The sequence below is a fragment of the Pyxidicoccus sp. MSG2 genome (assembly GCF_026626705.1).
GTDB lineage: Bacteria > Myxococcota > Myxococcia > Myxococcales > Myxococcaceae > Myxococcus.
This window is the reverse complement of record NZ_JAPNKC010000001.1, coordinates 12,185,728-12,199,937: the sequence shown is the minus strand read 5'-3', so window position 1 is coordinate 12,199,937 and position 14,210 is coordinate 12,185,728. Positions and strand designations below refer to the sequence as shown.

The window sequence follows — 14,210 nt, the reverse complement described above, 5'->3', positions numbered from 1 at the left end:
CCGGGGGAGCCTATTCGCGGACGGAGTCCAGCCGGTTCACGTCGCGCAGCTCCGGGAAGATCCACGCCCAGAGCGCCACCACGACCAGCGTCCCCACCGCGCCCACCACCACCGCATGCACGGCGCCCACGCTCTCGGCGAGCGCGCCCGCGCGGAACTCGCCCAGCTCGTTGGAGGCGCCGATGCACATCATGTTCACCGCACCCACGCGGCCACGCATGTCGTCCGGCGTCACCACCATCTCCAGGGTCTGCCGCACCACCACGCTGATCATGTCGGCGGCGCCCGCCACCGCCAGGGCCACCAGCGACAGCGGCAGGGAGCGACTCACACCGAAGACGAGCGTGGCGGCGCCGAAGATGGCCACCGCGATGAACATCTTCCACCCGGCACGCTCACCCACCGGACGCATGGCGAGGAACACGGCCACCAACGCGGCGCCCACCGCCGGGGCGCAGCGCAGCAGGCCCAGGCCCCACGGCCCGGTGTGCAGCACGTCCCGCGCATAGATGGGCAGCAGCGCCACCGCGCCGCCCAGCAGCACCGCGAACAGGTCCAGGGTGATGCTGCCCAGCAGCACCCGCTGCCGTCGCACGAAGCGCAGTCCCGCCACCAGCGTGGCGAAGGACAGCTTCTCCGTGGACGCGCTGCCCGTGCGCACCTTCAGCGAGAGAATCCACCCCACCGTGAGCGCGCACAGCGAAGCCGACGCGACGTAGGCCCCCGTGGCGCCCATCCACCCGTAGAGAAGGCCGCCCACGGCCGGGCCGGCGATGGTGGACACCTGCCACGTGGTGGAGTTGACGGCCACCGCCTTCGTCAATTCCTCGCGCGGCACCAGGTGCGGCGTGAGCGCGGAGCCCGCCGGTGAATAGAAGGCGCGCGCGGTGCCGAAGAGCACCAGCACGCCGTAGACGAAGCGCACGTCGCGGATGTGCCCCAGGGTGAAGATGAGCAGCAGCAGGCTGCACAGCAGCATCACCCCCTGGCACACCGCGAGGATGGCGCGCCGGTCCACCCGGTCCGCCACCTGTCCGCCCAGCAGGCTGAAGGCGAGGAAGGGGAGGAACTGGGCCAGGCCCGTATAGCCGAGCGCCAGCGCGCTCCCCGTCAGCTCGTACACCTGCCAGCCAATGGCCACGGACTCGATCTGCATGGCGAGCACCGCGCACAGGCGTGCCGTCTGGTACACGCGGAAGTCACGATGGCGGAAGACCGAGCGGGAAGGGGAGGCGTCGTCGACGAGGGCGGCCATGCTGGGACGGGGCTCTAACCCACGCGTCCCTCCCGCGCCACCCTGGTTGCGGCCCGCCAGCCCCCACTCTCAGTGGAGGACCGGGGTCTGCTCGGCGGCTCCGTGCCGGGGCAGCTCCACGGTGAAGGAGGAGCCCATCCCCGGATGGCTGTGTACGGCGATGGTGCCTCCCATCCCCGCGAGGACCTCCCGGACGATCCATAACCCCAGCCCGAGGCCCCCGTAGTGCTGCTCGGACACGGCGCGCTCGAAGCGCTCGAAGATGCGCGCCTGGTCCGCCTCCGCGATGCCGATGCCCTCGTCGCGGACGAGGAGCCGCGCGGTGTGCTCATCCCTCGTCACCAGCAGGCTGATGGGGCGGCCCTGCCCGTACTTGATGGCGTTGGCCAACAGGTGGGTCATCACCTGCTCCAGGCGGCCCCGGTCCCATCTTCCACGGGCGCTGCCCTCGGTGCGCAGCACCAGCGTGCTGCCGCTGCGTGACAGCTCCTCGCGGAAGCGGATGGCCACCTCCCGCACCACCTCCGCCAGGTCCAGCTCCTCCAGGTGATAGCGCAGCCGCCCCTCTCGCACCCGGGCGAGGTCCAGCAGCTCGTCCACCAGGTGCCCCAGCCGCTCCACCTGCCGCACGATGACGTCCGCCTTGGAGGTCAGCACGCTGGAGGAACAGGGCTTCTCATTGCGGGTGATGCGCAGCAGGAGCTGGGACTGGATCCGCAGCGTCATCAGCGGCGTGCGCAGCTCGTGCGAGGCGCTGGAGAGGAACCGATCCCTGGAGCGGACCGCCTCGAGCAGCTCGTGATTCATCCGGTGGTTGTCCACTGCCAGCGCCACGCGGCGCGCCACGTCCCGCGCCAGCTCCACCTCGGTGTCGCCCAGGCGGCGCGGGGGAATGGTGGTGAAGCTGATGGCGCCCAGCACCCGGCCGCGCCCCATGAGCGTCAGGCGGATGGAGGATCCTCCGGGGTCTCCCAGGCGGAGGTGGCCGGCCATCATCGACGAGTCGCCCGCCTCGGAGAGGAAGAGGCCGGGGGGCTCGGAGACGTCGCGCAGCCGCTGCTCCTCGCGCGGGTCCTGGTGCGCCACCGCCTCGCGCTGCAGCCGTCCGTCCTCCTGGAGCAGGTCGAGGACGCAGCCGTCGGCCACCAGAGGCACCGACAAACGCACGGCGAGGGTGAGTGCGCGGCCCAGGTCCAACTGCTCCGCGAGTGCGCCGCTCAGCTCCGCCAGCAGGGCGAAGCGCTGGCGCGCGGCTTCGGCCGTCACGCGCGCGGCCTCCGCGGCCCGGGCCTGTCCCTCCAGCTCGCGCGTGGCGCGCAGCTCGATTTCCGTCGTCGCCGAGGTCGCCAGGTCCGCGAGGATGGCCAGGTCGTTCTTCGTCCACGCGCGCGGCTCGGTGTCGATGGCGCACAGGGTGCCGAGAACCTCGCCATTCGGCGTCTTCAAGGGGAAGCCGGCGTAGGCCACCACGCCGAGCTGATCCACGGCGAGGTTCTCCTTCAGCACCGGGTGCTTGCGCGCGTCCTCGATGACGAGTGGCTGCCCGCTGGCCACCACGTGGATGCAGAAGGAGTAGGTGAGGGGCGTCTGCCGGACGTCACACCAGGGCGCGGGCAGTCCCGTGCAGCTCTTGAAGAACTGCCGGTCCCTGTCGACCAGGGTGACGAGCGCCACCGGTACGTGCAGCGTCCGCGTCGTCAGCCGCGTCAGCCGGTCGAAGGCCTCCTCGGCGGGGCTGTCCAGCAGGGCCGTGCGCCGCAGGGCCTCCATCCGGCGCTGGCGGGTGATGATCTGCTGAAGCTCCTCCAGGTGGCTCTCCAACCGCCCGGACACCCGCTGGGATGCACCGTCGTGAGTGCCGACCTCGTGTGAGCTGCTCTCCGGGTACATGCCCGCCCCCCGCGCGTAGGGAATCGCCTCCCTCTCACCTACATGGTGATCACCCCGGGTCCGGAGTGCCCGGTTTCACCTGCCCGAACCGGTGGGTCCGGGAGGTCTGGCTGTTTTGTAATAATCTGGAAATCAAACATTGAGAGGCTTCCCAGGGAAGCGGTAGAAATCTCCTGTCGTCGGATTCATTCCAGGGAGACGCGTCGCCATGAACCTCAGGAGAAGCGCCGTCGTAGTGGGTGTCTCGGGATTGCTGGCCGTGATGGCGGGCTGTGGAAGCGAGTCGGCCGGGGCCGGGGAACGCCCGGTGGAGCAAGGCCCGGACGAGCGGGGCGGCACGGTGACGGAGCTGGCCTACACGGACCACGCCATCATCACGTGTCAGAGCGCGACGATGTACGGCAACTACTCGACGACGGCGGGGCCTCAGAATCCCATCCGCACGCTGTACTACGGCGACAAGGTCGGCATCCGCCAGGACGCGGGCACGGCGTCCTGGGCCGTCATCCTCGACTACGGGCCGGACGACTGGGGCTACCTGCTCCGCTCGTGCATGACCCGCTGCGCCGGGCCCAACAACCCCATCGCGGGCTGCTTCTGAACCCGCCGCGCTTCGAGGAGGACACGATGACGACGAATCGGACCGTATTGCCGTACGTGGCGCGCGTGGCGCTGGTGGCACTCTGCGCGGTGGGCGCGTGGCAGGCGTTCAAGGTGACTCCCGCGTGGGCGGGGCCGCGGCTGACCGTGTGCGCGCAGAACCTGTACGTCCGCGACGCCCCGGCGGGCATCTTCATCGGCACGCTGTATCAAGGGCAGACGATGGAGGTGACGAAGTACTCGCCCAGCGGTGAGTGGGCCTACGGCTTCGCCTACGGCAACGTGAACAAGTGGGGCTGGGTGCAGAACGGCTGGTTCTGCAGGTAGGCCCCGAGAGCGCGCGGCGTCAGTCCTCGTCGTCGCCGCGCGCGAGCCTCGCGCCCGGGTGGCCCGTCGCCAGCGTCGAGTGCTGGCGCTCCTGCGTGAGCCCGGACGCGCTGGACAGCGACGAGTGCTCGCGTTCCTGGGTGAGTCCGGAGGCGCTGGAGAGCTTGGTGTCCCCGTGCGGGTTGTCGGACCTCACCACCGAGTGCGTGTGCGCCCGCTCCAGCCGGGACGCGGACAGCGGGTGCTGGCTTCCCGGGTGGCCCTCGGCGAGGGAGTGGTGGGTGGCCTCGACGTGGACGTATTCGAAGCGCTCGCGTACCTCGCGAGGCGTGAAGAGGGCGCCGAGCGGACCGGGCAGGTCCTCGTGGAGCCGGTGCAGCGCGCCCTCGGAGAGCGCCTCGGCCAGCGCCTGACAGACGACGCCCGTGTGCTCCACCGCGAAGCCCGGACGGACGTGCTCGCGGCCGGCGACTCGCGCATAGAGCGCGTCTTCGTCGAAGTCCTGGCCGGGGCCATCGTTTCGCAGCATGCCCTCCAGCGGGCCGGGAAGGTCCTCGGCCAGCCGCAAGACCGCCCTCCGGCCGAGTCGCTCACCCACGACGCCGAGCACGGCCCGCGCGACGCGGGAGGCCTCCTCGGGGCCGGACAGCCCCGCGCGTTCGGCGACTCGCGCCAGGAATTCGTCGTGCGTCATGTTCGCCGTCCTCCGCTCCCGCAGAGGTTGTGCATGCCCGCGCCGTTGCGCCCGGGCTCCGCCGCCCGGTGGCTCCGCGAGGAGCGGGGAGGGGCCCCGTGCTACCGTCCCGCTCCCGATGAACTCCCACACCCCCATCACCCTGCGCGCCACCGCCGCTCTCTCCCTCGTGCTCCTGTCCGTGCTGGCGGGCTGCCGCAAGTCGGACGCCGAGCGGGCCGCCGAGGAGCGGGCGGAGATCGACAAGAAGCTCCGTGACTCCTACGCGCTCGTGCCGTACCGCGCCTTCAAGCTGACCGTGCGCGCCGAGGGCCAGCCGAACGCGCCCGAGGAGGTCGCCGCCCTCTGGAAGGCGGCCGCGGCGACGCGGGAGCTGCCGGAGAAGGCCGTCAGCGAGGAGGACGCCCGCAAGATGGCCAGGACGTACCTGGACCTGGCCATCGCCTTCTACAAGGCGAAGAAGACGCTGGAGAAGCGCGACGAGGACGAGTTCCCCCTGCTGTGGAACCGCTTCGTGCCGGAGGCGCCGGCGCCCCTGCCGTTCTACGACGCGGGCGTGGAGCACGCCGTCCTCGCCGCCCTCTGGCTGGTGCTCGACAACGCGGACCGGGGCAACCGCATCCCCGCCACGGAGGTGGTGTTCTACGAGCTGGCGCGCTCCACGCCCCAGCCCTCGTGGCCCGCGGGCCTGCGCACCGCCGTCCAGGGCAACCGCGGCCTCGCGTTCTGCGGCGCGGGCTACCACTACGCGGCCGAGGAGGAATTGAACGCCTTCGTCTCCGGGGTGGAGACGCTGCCGCTGGATGAGTTCCCCGCGACGGCGAGCGTCACGTCCTCGCAGTACCGGGAGACGCTGCTCGCCGCCGGCTACTTCGCGCGCGCGTGGAACCGCATGGGGCTCAAGCGCGAGCGCGCCGCGGAGGACGACATCGAGCGCGGCCTGGGCTCGCTGGAGAAGCTGGGCGTGGAGAACGAGCTGACGTGGTGGGGCTGGGCCTTCATCCACTTCCGCCGCGAGCGCTACGAGGAGTCCGCGAAGTACCTCGACAAGCTGGCCGCCAGCCCCTACCTCGGCGCCGCCGAGCAGCAGGAGATCCACGCGAGCGCGGAGGAGATGCGCAAGCACGGCAAGAAGCTGCCCATCTTCCTGCAGGCGCGCGCGGCCGTCATCCTGGGCCAGGCGCTCATCGCCCGGGCGGGCGGGGTGGAGCACATCCTCGTCACCGTGCTCGGCCCGGAGCGGGCGAAGCAGGTCTACGCGCCCATCGCCTGGATGGACCGCGTGCGCCAGGGCATGAGCTCCGTCTCGGTGGACACGGTGGCCCGCGAGGCCGGTGACACGCTGAACGCGGCGAAGGAGGTCGGCGGCAAGGGGCTGGAGGCGCTGAAGAAGAAGCTGGGTGGGGGCTCGGACTCCACCGCGGAGTCCGGCCCCCAGTAGACGCTCAGGGCGTCTCGGCGGGAATGCCCAGGCTGCGCAGCCACGCGTTGGCGAGCGGCGTCGGGTCCTGGCCTGTCTCCGCCTTCACCAGGTCCAGCAGATCCTGCATGCGGGCGGTGCCGCCCACGTGCTGGCGGTAGAAGCGGGACAGCACGCGGTCGATGGCCGCGGTGCCGATCTGCTTCTCCAGCGCGCGGTAGAAGAACGCGCCCTTCTTGTAGGGGATGTTGGACCAGAGCGGGTGCGTGAGGATGTCAATCGCGTTGCAGGTGGAGTCCGGCAACGCGAGGGTGTCGCCGCGCGAGACGGCGCGCTCCAGCTCGCCCGTCCACTGCACCCAGACGGCGGCCTCGGCCTCGGCGCCCTCGGTGGCGCGCACGGAGCGGGCGGTGAGGTACTCGGCGGTGCCCTCGGAGAGGACGAAGTCCTCCCAGCACTGGATGCGCACGCCGTTGCCGTACCAGCCGTGGGCGGCTTCGTGCTGGTGCACCAACTTGTCGTCCATGGCGTCCGACGCCACGTGCCAGTACGGGTGGTGCTCCATGCCGCCGTACGCGCCAGGGCCCCAGTTGGCGGACACCGAGCCCACCTTGCGGCCGAAGGTGTACGGGCCGTACTGCTTCTCGAAGAAGTCCACCGCGGCCTTCAGGTGGAGCGTGCCCGAGGTCGCGACGGCCGCCTCACCGGGCAGGTGCCAGACGGAGACCTGCGTCCCCGCGGTGGTAGCACCCAGGGGCAGCTCGGTGTAGTCGCCCACCGCCCACGCCAGCATGTAGGCCGGGGCGTCCCCGGGAATCTGCGTGGGGTACACGGCCTTCTTGCCCGCGGGCAGGTTGCCCACCTTCAGCGAGAACTTCACGCCGTCCGCCAGCGCCGGGTGGCACGGGTAGAGGTTCTCGCAGAAGGACGGCCACGTGAAGGTGCTGCCGTTGGGCAGGTAGCCGTCGAAGTCGGGCGTCTCGGAGAAGGTGTAGTCGATGATGACGCTGCTCGCCCACACCGGCAGGCCGATGTCGAGCTGTCCGTCCTGCACGGTGTACTTCAGCGTGCCGCAGCGGCTGCGCACGCCGGTGATGACGAGGTCGCCGACCTTCAGCGACAGGCCCGTCGCGACCGACGGCGACACCTGGATGGTGGCCGTGGCACTCAGCGTGGCGAGCTTCACGTCCAGCGCGGTGGCGAGGATGTTGCGCGACAGGCTCGCCTGGGGCAGCGGCAGCGGCAGCCGGTTCACGACGGTGCACAGCTCGGGGCACGAGCCGAACTGCGAGCCCTCCGAAAGCGGGGGGCAGGACAGGGTCTCCTGCGTCTCACCCAGCACCTCGGCTCCGGGGGCAGGGGACGCTTCGGGGCCGGCGGGCTCCGTGGTGGGGCCGCAGGCCCAGAGGCTCGTGAAGGACAGCAGGACGGCGACTCTTCTCGCTACAGGGATCATGTGTGTTTTCCAGGAAATACTCGTAACTCCCGTGGCTCTCCTAGCACACCTTCCGGCCCGGGTTTGAGGACGTCGCGGGTCGCGGCATGTCGTGCTATCCGACCGCTCCCGCCAGGAGCCCGACGACGATGCCCGCGACGAAGAAGGCCGTGGTGAAGAAGACGCCCGCGAAGAACGCGCCCACGAAGAAGGCCGTGGTGAAGAAGGCGCCCGTGACGACGGCGAAGGCCTCGCCCGCGGGGGAACTGCCCACCCTCCCGTTCGAGAGCCAGCGCGCGTGGGAGACGTGGCTCTCGGCGAATCATGCGTCGTCGCGCGGGGTGTGGCTGAAGCTCGCGAAGAAGGCGGCGGGCGTCGCGTCCGTCACGTATCCGGAGGCACTGGACGTGGCGCTCGCGTGGGGCTGGATTGACGGCCAGAAGGGGAGCCTCGACGACGCGTGGTGGCTGCAGAAGTTCACCCCGCGCGGGGCGAAGAGCGTCTGGTCGAAGGTGAACCGCGAGAAGATTCAGGCCCTCGTCGACGCAGGGAAGATGCAGCCCTCCGGGCTCGCGGCGGTGGAGCGCGCCAAGGAGGACGGGCGCTGGGCAGCGGCCTACGACTCACCGAGCAAGGCCACCGTCCCGGAGGACCTGGCGGCGGCGCTGGCCGCCAATCCCCGCGCCACCGCGTTCTTCGCCACGCTCAACGCCGCCAACCGCTACGCCATCCTGTGGCGCGTCCATAACGCGAAGAAGGCGGAGACGCGGGCGCGGCGCATCGCCGACTTCGTGGCGATGCTCGCCCGGCACGAGAAGCCGCACCCCTGACGTCATGTCGACGTCTTGCGGAAGCGGCGCGAGGCCATGGCCATCACGAGGGTGCCGAAGACGCCCAGCAGCAGCACCTGCCGCCAGAGGTCGGCCAGGCCCGCGCTCTTGAGCAGCGTGCCGCGCAGCACCTCCACGTAGTAGCGCACGGGGTTGAAGTACGTGACCCACGCCAGCCAGTCCGGCATGGCGTTGATCGGCGTCATCACCCCGGACAACAGCACCGCCGGGAGCAGGAAGAGGAAGCCTCCGACGAAGGCCTGCTGCTGCGTGCGGCTCAGCGTGGCGATGAGGAGCCCCACGCCCAGCGTGGACAGCAGGTAGAGCAGGGTGGCCAGCGCCACCAGCCCCAGGTTGCCCCGCAGCGGCACCTTGAACACCCAGGCGCCCACGCTCAGCGCCAGGCCCACGTCCACCAGGCCGATGAGGACGAACGGCGTCACCTTGCCCGCCATCAGGATGCCGGGCTTGAGCGGCGTCACCTGGAGTTGCTCCAGCGTGCCGCTCTCCCGCTCGCGGGCCAGCCCCATGGCCATGATGATGGTGGTGACGACGAGCAGCAGCATCGCCGCGATGCCCGGCACCACGTACACCGCCGTGGACAGCTCCGGGTTGTAGAGGACGCGCGGCACCAGCTCCACCGGTGGGCGGAGTGGAAGCTCTCCCCGGGCCACGGCTTCCGTCTGCATGAGCCGCGCGGCCCGCTGCGCCGCGTGCCGTGCCACCGCGTCCACCGCCACGCCCGAGCGCACCGGGTCCGAGCCATCCACCAGCGCCTGCACCTGGGCTCCGCTTCCGCGCAGCACGTCCTCCTGGAACTGCCGGGGGAACACCAGCGCCACCGAGGCCTCGCCGCGCTCCAGCAATTCCTGCGCGGTGCGCTCGTCGTGGACCTCCGCCTTCAAATCCAGCGTGTCGCCGGCCAGGAGCGTGCGCGCGTAGTCGCGGCTCTCCGAGGTGTTGTCGCGGTCCACCACCGCCGTGGGCACGTGGCGCACGTCGAAGTTCACCGCGAAGCCGAGGACGAAGAGCTGCATCAGCGGGGCAATGGTGAGCAGCGCCATCACGCGCTTGTCCCGCACCGTCTGCCGGACTTCCTTCACCACCACGGCTCGGTACTGCACGACCAGGGGATGCATGTGTCCAGGCCCTCCCTTCAGTCCAGCCGTCGTTGGAAGCGGCGCGTGGCCAGCGTCAGCATCACCGTTGCGAAAATCGCCATGGCCAACAGCTGCGGCCACAGCACGTCCACGCCGTTGCCGCGCAGCAGCACCCCGCGCAGCGTGCTCACGAAGTACCGGGCCGGAATCAACATGCTCACCACCTTCAGCGGCGGGGGCAGGTTGGCGATGGGGAAGATGAAGCCCGACAGCAGCATGGACGGCAGCACGGACGTCATCGTCGCCACCTGCGTGGCCACCACCTGGTTGCGCGTCACCACGGAGATGAGCAGCCCCTGGCCCAGCATGCCGATGAGGAACAGCAGCGCCCCCAGCCCCAGCGCCACCACGCTGCCGCGCACCGGCACGTCGAAAATCCACGCGCCCGCCGTCAGCACCAGCAGCACCTGGAGCAGGCCGATGCCGAGGTACGGCAGCAGCTTGCCCACGATGATTTCCATCCGTCCCACCGGAGTGGCGAAGAGCTGCTCCATGGAGCCGCGCTCCCACTCGCGCGCCACGGTGAGCGCGGTGATGAGCACCGCGACGATGGCCAGCAGGTACGACGCCAGCCCCGGCACCAGGAACAGCGCCGAGCGACTGTTCGGGTTGAACAGCGTCCGCACCCGCACCTCCAGCGGAGGCGCCCTCGGCGCCGCACCCGCGAGCTTCCTGCTCGCCATCTCCACCAGCGCCTGGGCCTTGGCCAGCGCCTGCGTGGCGGTGTTTCCGTCCGCCCCGTCGACCAGCAATTGCACCTGGGCCCCGCCCCCCGCCACGTCCTCGGCGAAGCCCCGGGGCACCACCAGCACGGCAATGGCCTTTCCGCGCCGCAGCTCGCTCAGCCCTTCCTCAGGGGACGTGCCCTCCCACTGGAGGATGAACTCCTCGGACGCCGTCACGTTGCGCACCAGTTCGCGCGACTGCGCGGTGCGGTCCTGGTCCACGACGGCCAGGACCAGGTGGTCCACGTCGAAGCTGATGCCGAACCCGAACAGCACCAGCAGCAGCACCGGCATGGCCAGCGCCAGGTAGAGGGTGCGGATGTCCCGGCGGATGTGCAGCACCTCCTTGCCAGCCATGGCGAGGATGCGGCCCACCGTACGGCGCGCGTGTGAAGTGGCCATGGTGGCTTCAGTCCTCCCCTCGTTGCGCCCCGGCGGTGAGCGCCAGGAAGACGTCGTCCAGCGTGGGCGCGGACTCCTCCAACTCCAGCGGGTCCACGCCCCGCGCGCGCAGCCAGTGCCCGAGCGACTCCGCCGTCAACCGCTCCGGGTCCACCCTCACCGTGGCCCCCGAGCCGAAGCGGCTCACGTCCAGCACGCCGGGCTGGCCGCGCAGTGCGTCCAGCGCGGGGGCCAGGTTGGGGCCTCGCACCTCGAGGACGCGGCCCGGGGCGTGCGTGCGCTTGAGGCCCTCCGGGGTGTCCAGCGCCACCAGCCGTCCGTCCACCATGATGCCGATGCGGGCGCAGTTTTCCGCTTCGTCCATGTAGTGCGTGGTGACGAAGACGGTGGTGCCGCCCGCGGCCAGCTCGCGGATGAGTGCCCAGAAGGAGCGGCGCTGCATCGGGTCCACGCCCGCGGTGGGCTCGTCCAGGAAGACGATGCGCGGGCGGTGCAGCACCGCGCTGGCCAGGGCCACGCGCTGCTGCATGCCTCCCGGCAGCGAGCCCGTCACCTCGTCCTGGATGGAGGTGAGCTGCATCCGCTCCACCATCTCTCCGATGCGCGTCGCCAATTCCCGGCCGTGTGCGCCGTACGCGGAGGCGAAGAACTCCAGGTTCGCCCGCACCGTCAGGTCCAGGTACAGCGAGAAGCGCTGGGACATGTAGCCGATGCCGGCCTTCACGCGCTCCGGCTCTTCGCTCACGTCGTGGCCCGCCACCCGGGCATGGCCGCCCGTGGGCTTCAAGAGCCCGCACAACATGCGGATGGTGGTGGACTTGCCGGCGCCATTCGCGCCCAGGTAGCCGAAGATTTCTCCGGCCCCCACGGTGAAGCTCACGTCGTTCACCGCGGTGAAGTTGCCGAAGCGCCGCGTCAGGTGCTCCACCTCGATGGCGGTGCTCATGCGGCCCTCCCGCCGGTGCCGTTGCTCCGCTCGACGAGCGCGAGGAACACCGCCTCGAAGTTGGCCGCCGCCACGCCGTGCTGGCGCGCCAGCTCTCGGGGGCCGCCCTCGGCGATGAGCTCGCCCGCGTAGAGCAGCCCCACGCGGTGGCAGCGCGCCGCCTCGTCCATGTACGGCGTGGACACAATCAGCGTCATGCCGTCGTGGACCAGCGTGTAGAGCAGCTCCCACAGCTCACGGCGGCTCACCGGGTCCACGCCGTTGGTGGGCTCGTCCAGCAGCAGCACGCGCGGCCGGTGGAGCAGGGCGCACGCCAGCGCCAGCTTCTTGTACATGCCGCCGGAGAGCGCGTCCGCCCGGCGCTCCGTGAAGCGGCCCAGCCGGGTGATGTCCAGCAGTCGCTCGCGCCGCGAGGCGAAGTCCGCCTTCGACAGGCCGAACAGCCGCGCGAAGAAGTGGAGGTTCTCATCCACGCTCAGGTCGCCGTAGAGGGTGTTGCGCTGGGGCACCAGGCCCAGCCCCTCGCGCACCTGGGAGCGCGGATTCGTGGGGTCCTCACCCAGCATCCGCACGCGGCCGCCGTCCGCGCGCAGCAGGCCCGCCATCAGCCGGATGGCCGTCGTCTTCCCCGCGCCGTCCGGGCCCACGAGGCCGTACACCTCGCCGTGGCCCACCGCCAGCGACACGCCCCGCAGGGCCTGGGTGGCGCCGAAGCCCTTGCGCACGTCCTCGAGCGCGACATCCGGCGCATCACTCATGGCCGCTGCTCCGCCACGGCCGGCGCCTGCCCGGGGCTCAACGTGATTTCCACCGGCATGCCCGGCAGCAGCAGCCCCTCTGGCGCGTCGATGTGCACCTCGACGGGATAGACGAGCCTGTCCCGGTCACTGCGCGTCTGCACGTTGCGCGGCGTGAAGGCCGCCTCGCGCGCCACGGTGACGACGCGGGCGGGGAAGGTGCGGTCCGGGTACGCGTCCGCGCGCACCGTGGCCTCCTGCCCGGGGTGCGCCGCGGCCAGCTCCGCGTTGGGCAGGTAGAAGGTGGCCTTGGGCCGGGCCGTGTCCACCAGCCGCGCCACCACCGCGCCCGGCAGGGCCAACTCACCCGGCTCCAGCGCCAGTGTCTCCACCGTGCCCGCCATGGGCGCGTGCAGCTCGCACTCCGCCACGGTGACGCGGGCGCGGCGCAGCGTGGCCTCGGCGGCCTCCACTCCGCGCAGGGCGGACTCCGCCTGCTGCAGGCTCGCGCGCTCCTGCTCCGTGGCGGCACGGGCCTGCCGCCCGGCGGCCGTGCTGGAGTGACGCGCGGCCTCCAGTTGCTGCTCCAGCGACGCGGCCCGGGCCTTCGCCTCGTCCAGCAAGGCCTCGGTGGTGGCCGCGCCCATCTGCTGCAGACGCTCCGCCTGCCGCTTCGCGAGCCCCTGCTGGTCCGCCAGCGAGGCAATCTGCGCCTGGCTGCCGGTGGCCTGCGCGGCGACGGCCTCGCTGTTGCGACCGGCCGCCAGGGCGCCGGCCCGTGCGGCGTCCGCCTGCGCCCGGGCCATGGCCAGCCGGGCCTCCATCTCCGCGAGGCCCGCCTCGGGCTCCGTGCAGTCGAGCGTGACGAGCAGCGCACCCTTGGCCACCCGTGCGCCTTCCTCCACGTGCCGCGTCAGCACGCGGGCGTTGATGCGGGCGCGCACGTCCACGCCGGTGCCCTCCACCACGCCCGAGCCGCCCGCGGGCCCTTCCGCCGCCCGGCGGTCCTTCAGGATGCGCAACCCGAGCAGGGCGCCGAGCGCACCCACCAGGACCACGAACAACAGGACGGCACGTCGCATGGACTCTCCCCTCGAAGCCGCGGCACGTCGCGCGGTGACGGGGAAGCCCATGGCAAGCCCCATGCCGTGAGCGCGTCAGTCGGAGGGAGTGCCCGGGTGTCGGATGCCCGCGCGGTCCCCCTGTCGGAATCCCGGCACCCCTGCCGGAAGGCCGACGGGTCTCCTCCTGGCCCGGCACTCATGTGCCTCGTGTGTCACACCCCCCTCCGAAGGAAAGCTGCGCATGCGCCGCACGCGGGGCTCCGTCCGAGGGGGCGGGTCCTTCGCTACCGCATCTTCATGCTTCTTCACGGGCTCGCGGAAAGGGCGGCGTGGCACCTTGCGCCCGTCCTCTTTCCCCGGGGAAGAGGGGCCGCTGGTGGCGGCCATGGACGATGGCATCACCATTGCTCAGCGAGTCGTGGTCCACATCCCGTGCGCATTTGAGGAAAGGGAAGACGCCCCATGCTGCTCGACATGTACCTGTTCTTCTGTCTGCCACTCCCGAGCCCGACCCGCGCCACCTCCAAGGCGTCGCCACGGGCGCGGGGCGGCGCCGGAAGGCAGTCGTCGCCCGGTAACCGGAAGCCCTCGCGCCAGGGGGACGAAGGCGGGCAGGGCGGCAAGGGGACGCGCGGGAAGCGGCGCGTGGCCCGGCCCGTGCTACGGGTGATTGATGGAGGCCGCGCCGGCGTACCATGACCGGCGCGGTGTGAGTGGAAGGGGCA

At 71.2% G+C, this 14,210-nt stretch carries 14 protein-coding genes; 5 read left to right on the top strand and 9 right to left on the bottom strand.

Annotated elements, in window-relative coordinates; genetic code table 11:
• Positions 1–10: 10 nt before the first annotated feature.
• Positions 11–1,255 (bottom strand): MFS transporter, encoded by a 1,245-nt coding sequence (locus OV427_RS46430; protein ID WP_267862674.1) that lies wholly within the window; start codon positions 1,253–1,255, stop codon positions 11–13.
• A gap of 69 nt (positions 1,256–1,324) precedes the next feature.
• Complete coding sequence (locus OV427_RS46425) at positions 1,325–3,145, bottom strand: GAF domain-containing sensor histidine kinase (protein WP_267862673.1); 1,821 nt, start codon at positions 3,143–3,145, stop codon at positions 1,325–1,327.
• A 208-nt stretch (positions 3,146–3,353) separates the two neighbouring features.
• On the opposite strand from OV427_RS46425, the gene OV427_RS46420 reads away from it, so the two are divergent.
• Together OV427_RS46420 and OV427_RS46415 are read left to right on the top strand one after the other, a co-directional pair.
• Positions 3,354–3,746, top strand: coding sequence for a hypothetical protein (locus OV427_RS46420; RefSeq protein ID WP_267862672.1), 393 nt, complete (start codon positions 3,354–3,356; stop codon positions 3,744–3,746).
• A 26-nt stretch (positions 3,747–3,772) separates the two neighbouring features.
• A complete protein-coding gene (locus OV427_RS46415; protein WP_267862671.1) occupies positions 3,773–4,072 on the top strand; it encodes a hypothetical protein in 300 nt (99 codons plus the stop codon).
• A 19-nt stretch (positions 4,073–4,091) separates the two neighbouring features.
• Here OV427_RS46415 and OV427_RS46410 read toward each other — a convergent pair whose 3' ends face one another.
• A complete protein-coding gene (locus OV427_RS46410; protein WP_267862670.1) occupies positions 4,092–4,766 on the bottom strand; it encodes a DUF2267 domain-containing protein in 675 nt (224 codons plus the stop codon).
• Between the two features lie 118 nt (positions 4,767–4,884).
• On the opposite strand from OV427_RS46410, the gene OV427_RS46405 reads away from it, so the two are divergent.
• Positions 4,885–6,207, top strand: coding sequence for a hypothetical protein (locus OV427_RS46405; protein WP_267862669.1), 1,323 nt, complete (start codon positions 4,885–4,887; stop codon positions 6,205–6,207).
• A 4-nt stretch (positions 6,208–6,211) separates the two neighbouring features.
• On the opposite strand, the gene OV427_RS46400 is transcribed toward OV427_RS46405, so the two are convergent.
• A complete protein-coding gene (locus OV427_RS46400) occupies positions 6,212–7,642 on the bottom strand; it encodes a M1 family aminopeptidase (protein WP_267862668.1) in 1,431 nt (476 codons plus the stop codon).
• A gap of 128 nt (positions 7,643–7,770) precedes the next feature.
• Between OV427_RS46400 and OV427_RS46395 the strand changes: the two genes are divergently transcribed.
• Positions 7,771–8,451 carry a YdeI/OmpD-associated family protein gene (locus tag OV427_RS46395; RefSeq protein WP_267862667.1) on the top strand — a complete coding sequence of 227 codons (681 nt, stop codon included), beginning with the start codon at positions 7,771–7,773 and terminating at the stop codon, positions 8,449–8,451.
• Positions 8,452–8,453: 2 nt separating this feature from the next.
• Here the strand turns inward: OV427_RS46395 and OV427_RS46390 are convergent, their stop codons facing one another.
• The 5 genes from OV427_RS46390 to OV427_RS46370 are packed head-to-tail and all read right to left on the bottom strand — an operon-like array spanning position 8,454 to position 13,503.
• Complete coding sequence (locus OV427_RS46390; protein ID WP_267862666.1) at positions 8,454–9,590, bottom strand: ABC transporter permease; 1,137 nt, start codon at positions 9,588–9,590, stop codon at positions 8,454–8,456.
• Between the two features lie 17 nt (positions 9,591–9,607).
• Positions 9,608–10,738, bottom strand: a complete 1,131-nt coding sequence (locus tag OV427_RS46385; RefSeq protein WP_267862665.1) for an ABC transporter permease — start codon at positions 10,736–10,738, stop codon at positions 9,608–9,610.
• A 7-nt stretch (positions 10,739–10,745) separates the two neighbouring features.
• Positions 10,746–11,684, bottom strand: a complete 939-nt coding sequence (locus OV427_RS46380) for an ABC transporter ATP-binding protein (RefSeq protein WP_267862664.1) — start codon at positions 11,682–11,684, stop codon at positions 10,746–10,748.
• Positions 11,681–12,442, bottom strand: a complete 762-nt coding sequence (locus OV427_RS46375) for an ABC transporter ATP-binding protein (protein WP_267862663.1) — start codon at positions 12,440–12,442, stop codon at positions 11,681–11,683. Before OV427_RS46375 ends, OV427_RS46380 begins: the two co-directional genes overlap by 4 nt.
• Positions 12,439–13,503 carry an HlyD family secretion protein gene (locus OV427_RS46370; protein WP_267862662.1) on the bottom strand — a complete coding sequence of 355 codons (1,065 nt, stop codon included), beginning with the start codon at positions 13,501–13,503 and terminating at the stop codon, positions 12,439–12,441. Before OV427_RS46370 ends, OV427_RS46375 begins: the two co-directional genes overlap by 4 nt.
• 444 nt (positions 13,504–13,947) lie before the next feature.
• Between OV427_RS46370 and OV427_RS46365 the strand changes: the two genes are divergently transcribed.
• Positions 13,948–14,184, top strand: a complete 237-nt coding sequence (locus tag OV427_RS46365) for a hypothetical protein (protein WP_267862661.1) — start codon at positions 13,948–13,950, stop codon at positions 14,182–14,184.
• The last annotated feature ends 26 nt before the right edge of the window (positions 14,185–14,210 follow it).

What these genes read in the sequence shown, in the direction of transcription:
- OV427_RS46430 (WP_267862674.1), bottom strand. Translation starts at nt 1,255, where the DNA reads ATGGCCGCCCTCGTCGACGACGCCTCCCCTTCCCGCTCGGTCTTCCGC.
- OV427_RS46425 (WP_267862673.1), bottom strand. Translation starts at nt 3,145, where the DNA reads ATGTACCCGGAGAGCAGCTCACACGAGGTCGGCACTCACGACGGTGCA.
- OV427_RS46420 (WP_267862672.1), top strand. Translation starts at nt 3,354, where the DNA reads ATGAACCTCAGGAGAAGCGCCGTCGTAGTGGGTGTCTCGGGATTGCTG.
- OV427_RS46415 (WP_267862671.1), top strand. Translation starts at nt 3,773, where the DNA reads ATGACGACGAATCGGACCGTATTGCCGTACGTGGCGCGCGTGGCGCTG.
- OV427_RS46410 (WP_267862670.1), bottom strand. Translation starts at nt 4,766, where the DNA reads ATGACGCACGACGAATTCCTGGCGCGAGTCGCCGAACGCGCGGGGCTG.
- OV427_RS46405 (WP_267862669.1), top strand. Translation starts at nt 4,885, where the DNA reads ATGAACTCCCACACCCCCATCACCCTGCGCGCCACCGCCGCTCTCTCC.
- OV427_RS46400 (WP_267862668.1), bottom strand. Translation starts at nt 7,642, where the DNA reads ATGATCCCTGTAGCGAGAAGAGTCGCCGTCCTGCTGTCCTTCACGAGC.
- OV427_RS46395 (WP_267862667.1), top strand. Translation starts at nt 7,771, where the DNA reads ATGCCCGCGACGAAGAAGGCCGTGGTGAAGAAGACGCCCGCGAAGAAC.
- OV427_RS46390 (WP_267862666.1), bottom strand. Translation starts at nt 9,590, where the DNA reads ATGCATCCCCTGGTCGTGCAGTACCGAGCCGTGGTGGTGAAGGAAGTC.
- OV427_RS46385 (WP_267862665.1), bottom strand. Translation starts at nt 10,738, where the DNA reads ATGGCCACTTCACACGCGCGCCGTACGGTGGGCCGCATCCTCGCCATG.
- OV427_RS46380 (WP_267862664.1), bottom strand. Translation starts at nt 11,684, where the DNA reads ATGAGCACCGCCATCGAGGTGGAGCACCTGACGCGGCGCTTCGGCAAC.
- OV427_RS46375 (WP_267862663.1), bottom strand. Translation starts at nt 12,442, where the DNA reads ATGAGTGATGCGCCGGATGTCGCGCTCGAGGACGTGCGCAAGGGCTTC.
- OV427_RS46370 (WP_267862662.1), bottom strand. Translation starts at nt 13,503, where the DNA reads ATGCGACGTGCCGTCCTGTTGTTCGTGGTCCTGGTGGGTGCGCTCGGC.
- OV427_RS46365 (WP_267862661.1), top strand. Translation starts at nt 13,948, where the DNA reads ATGCTGCTCGACATGTACCTGTTCTTCTGTCTGCCACTCCCGAGCCCG.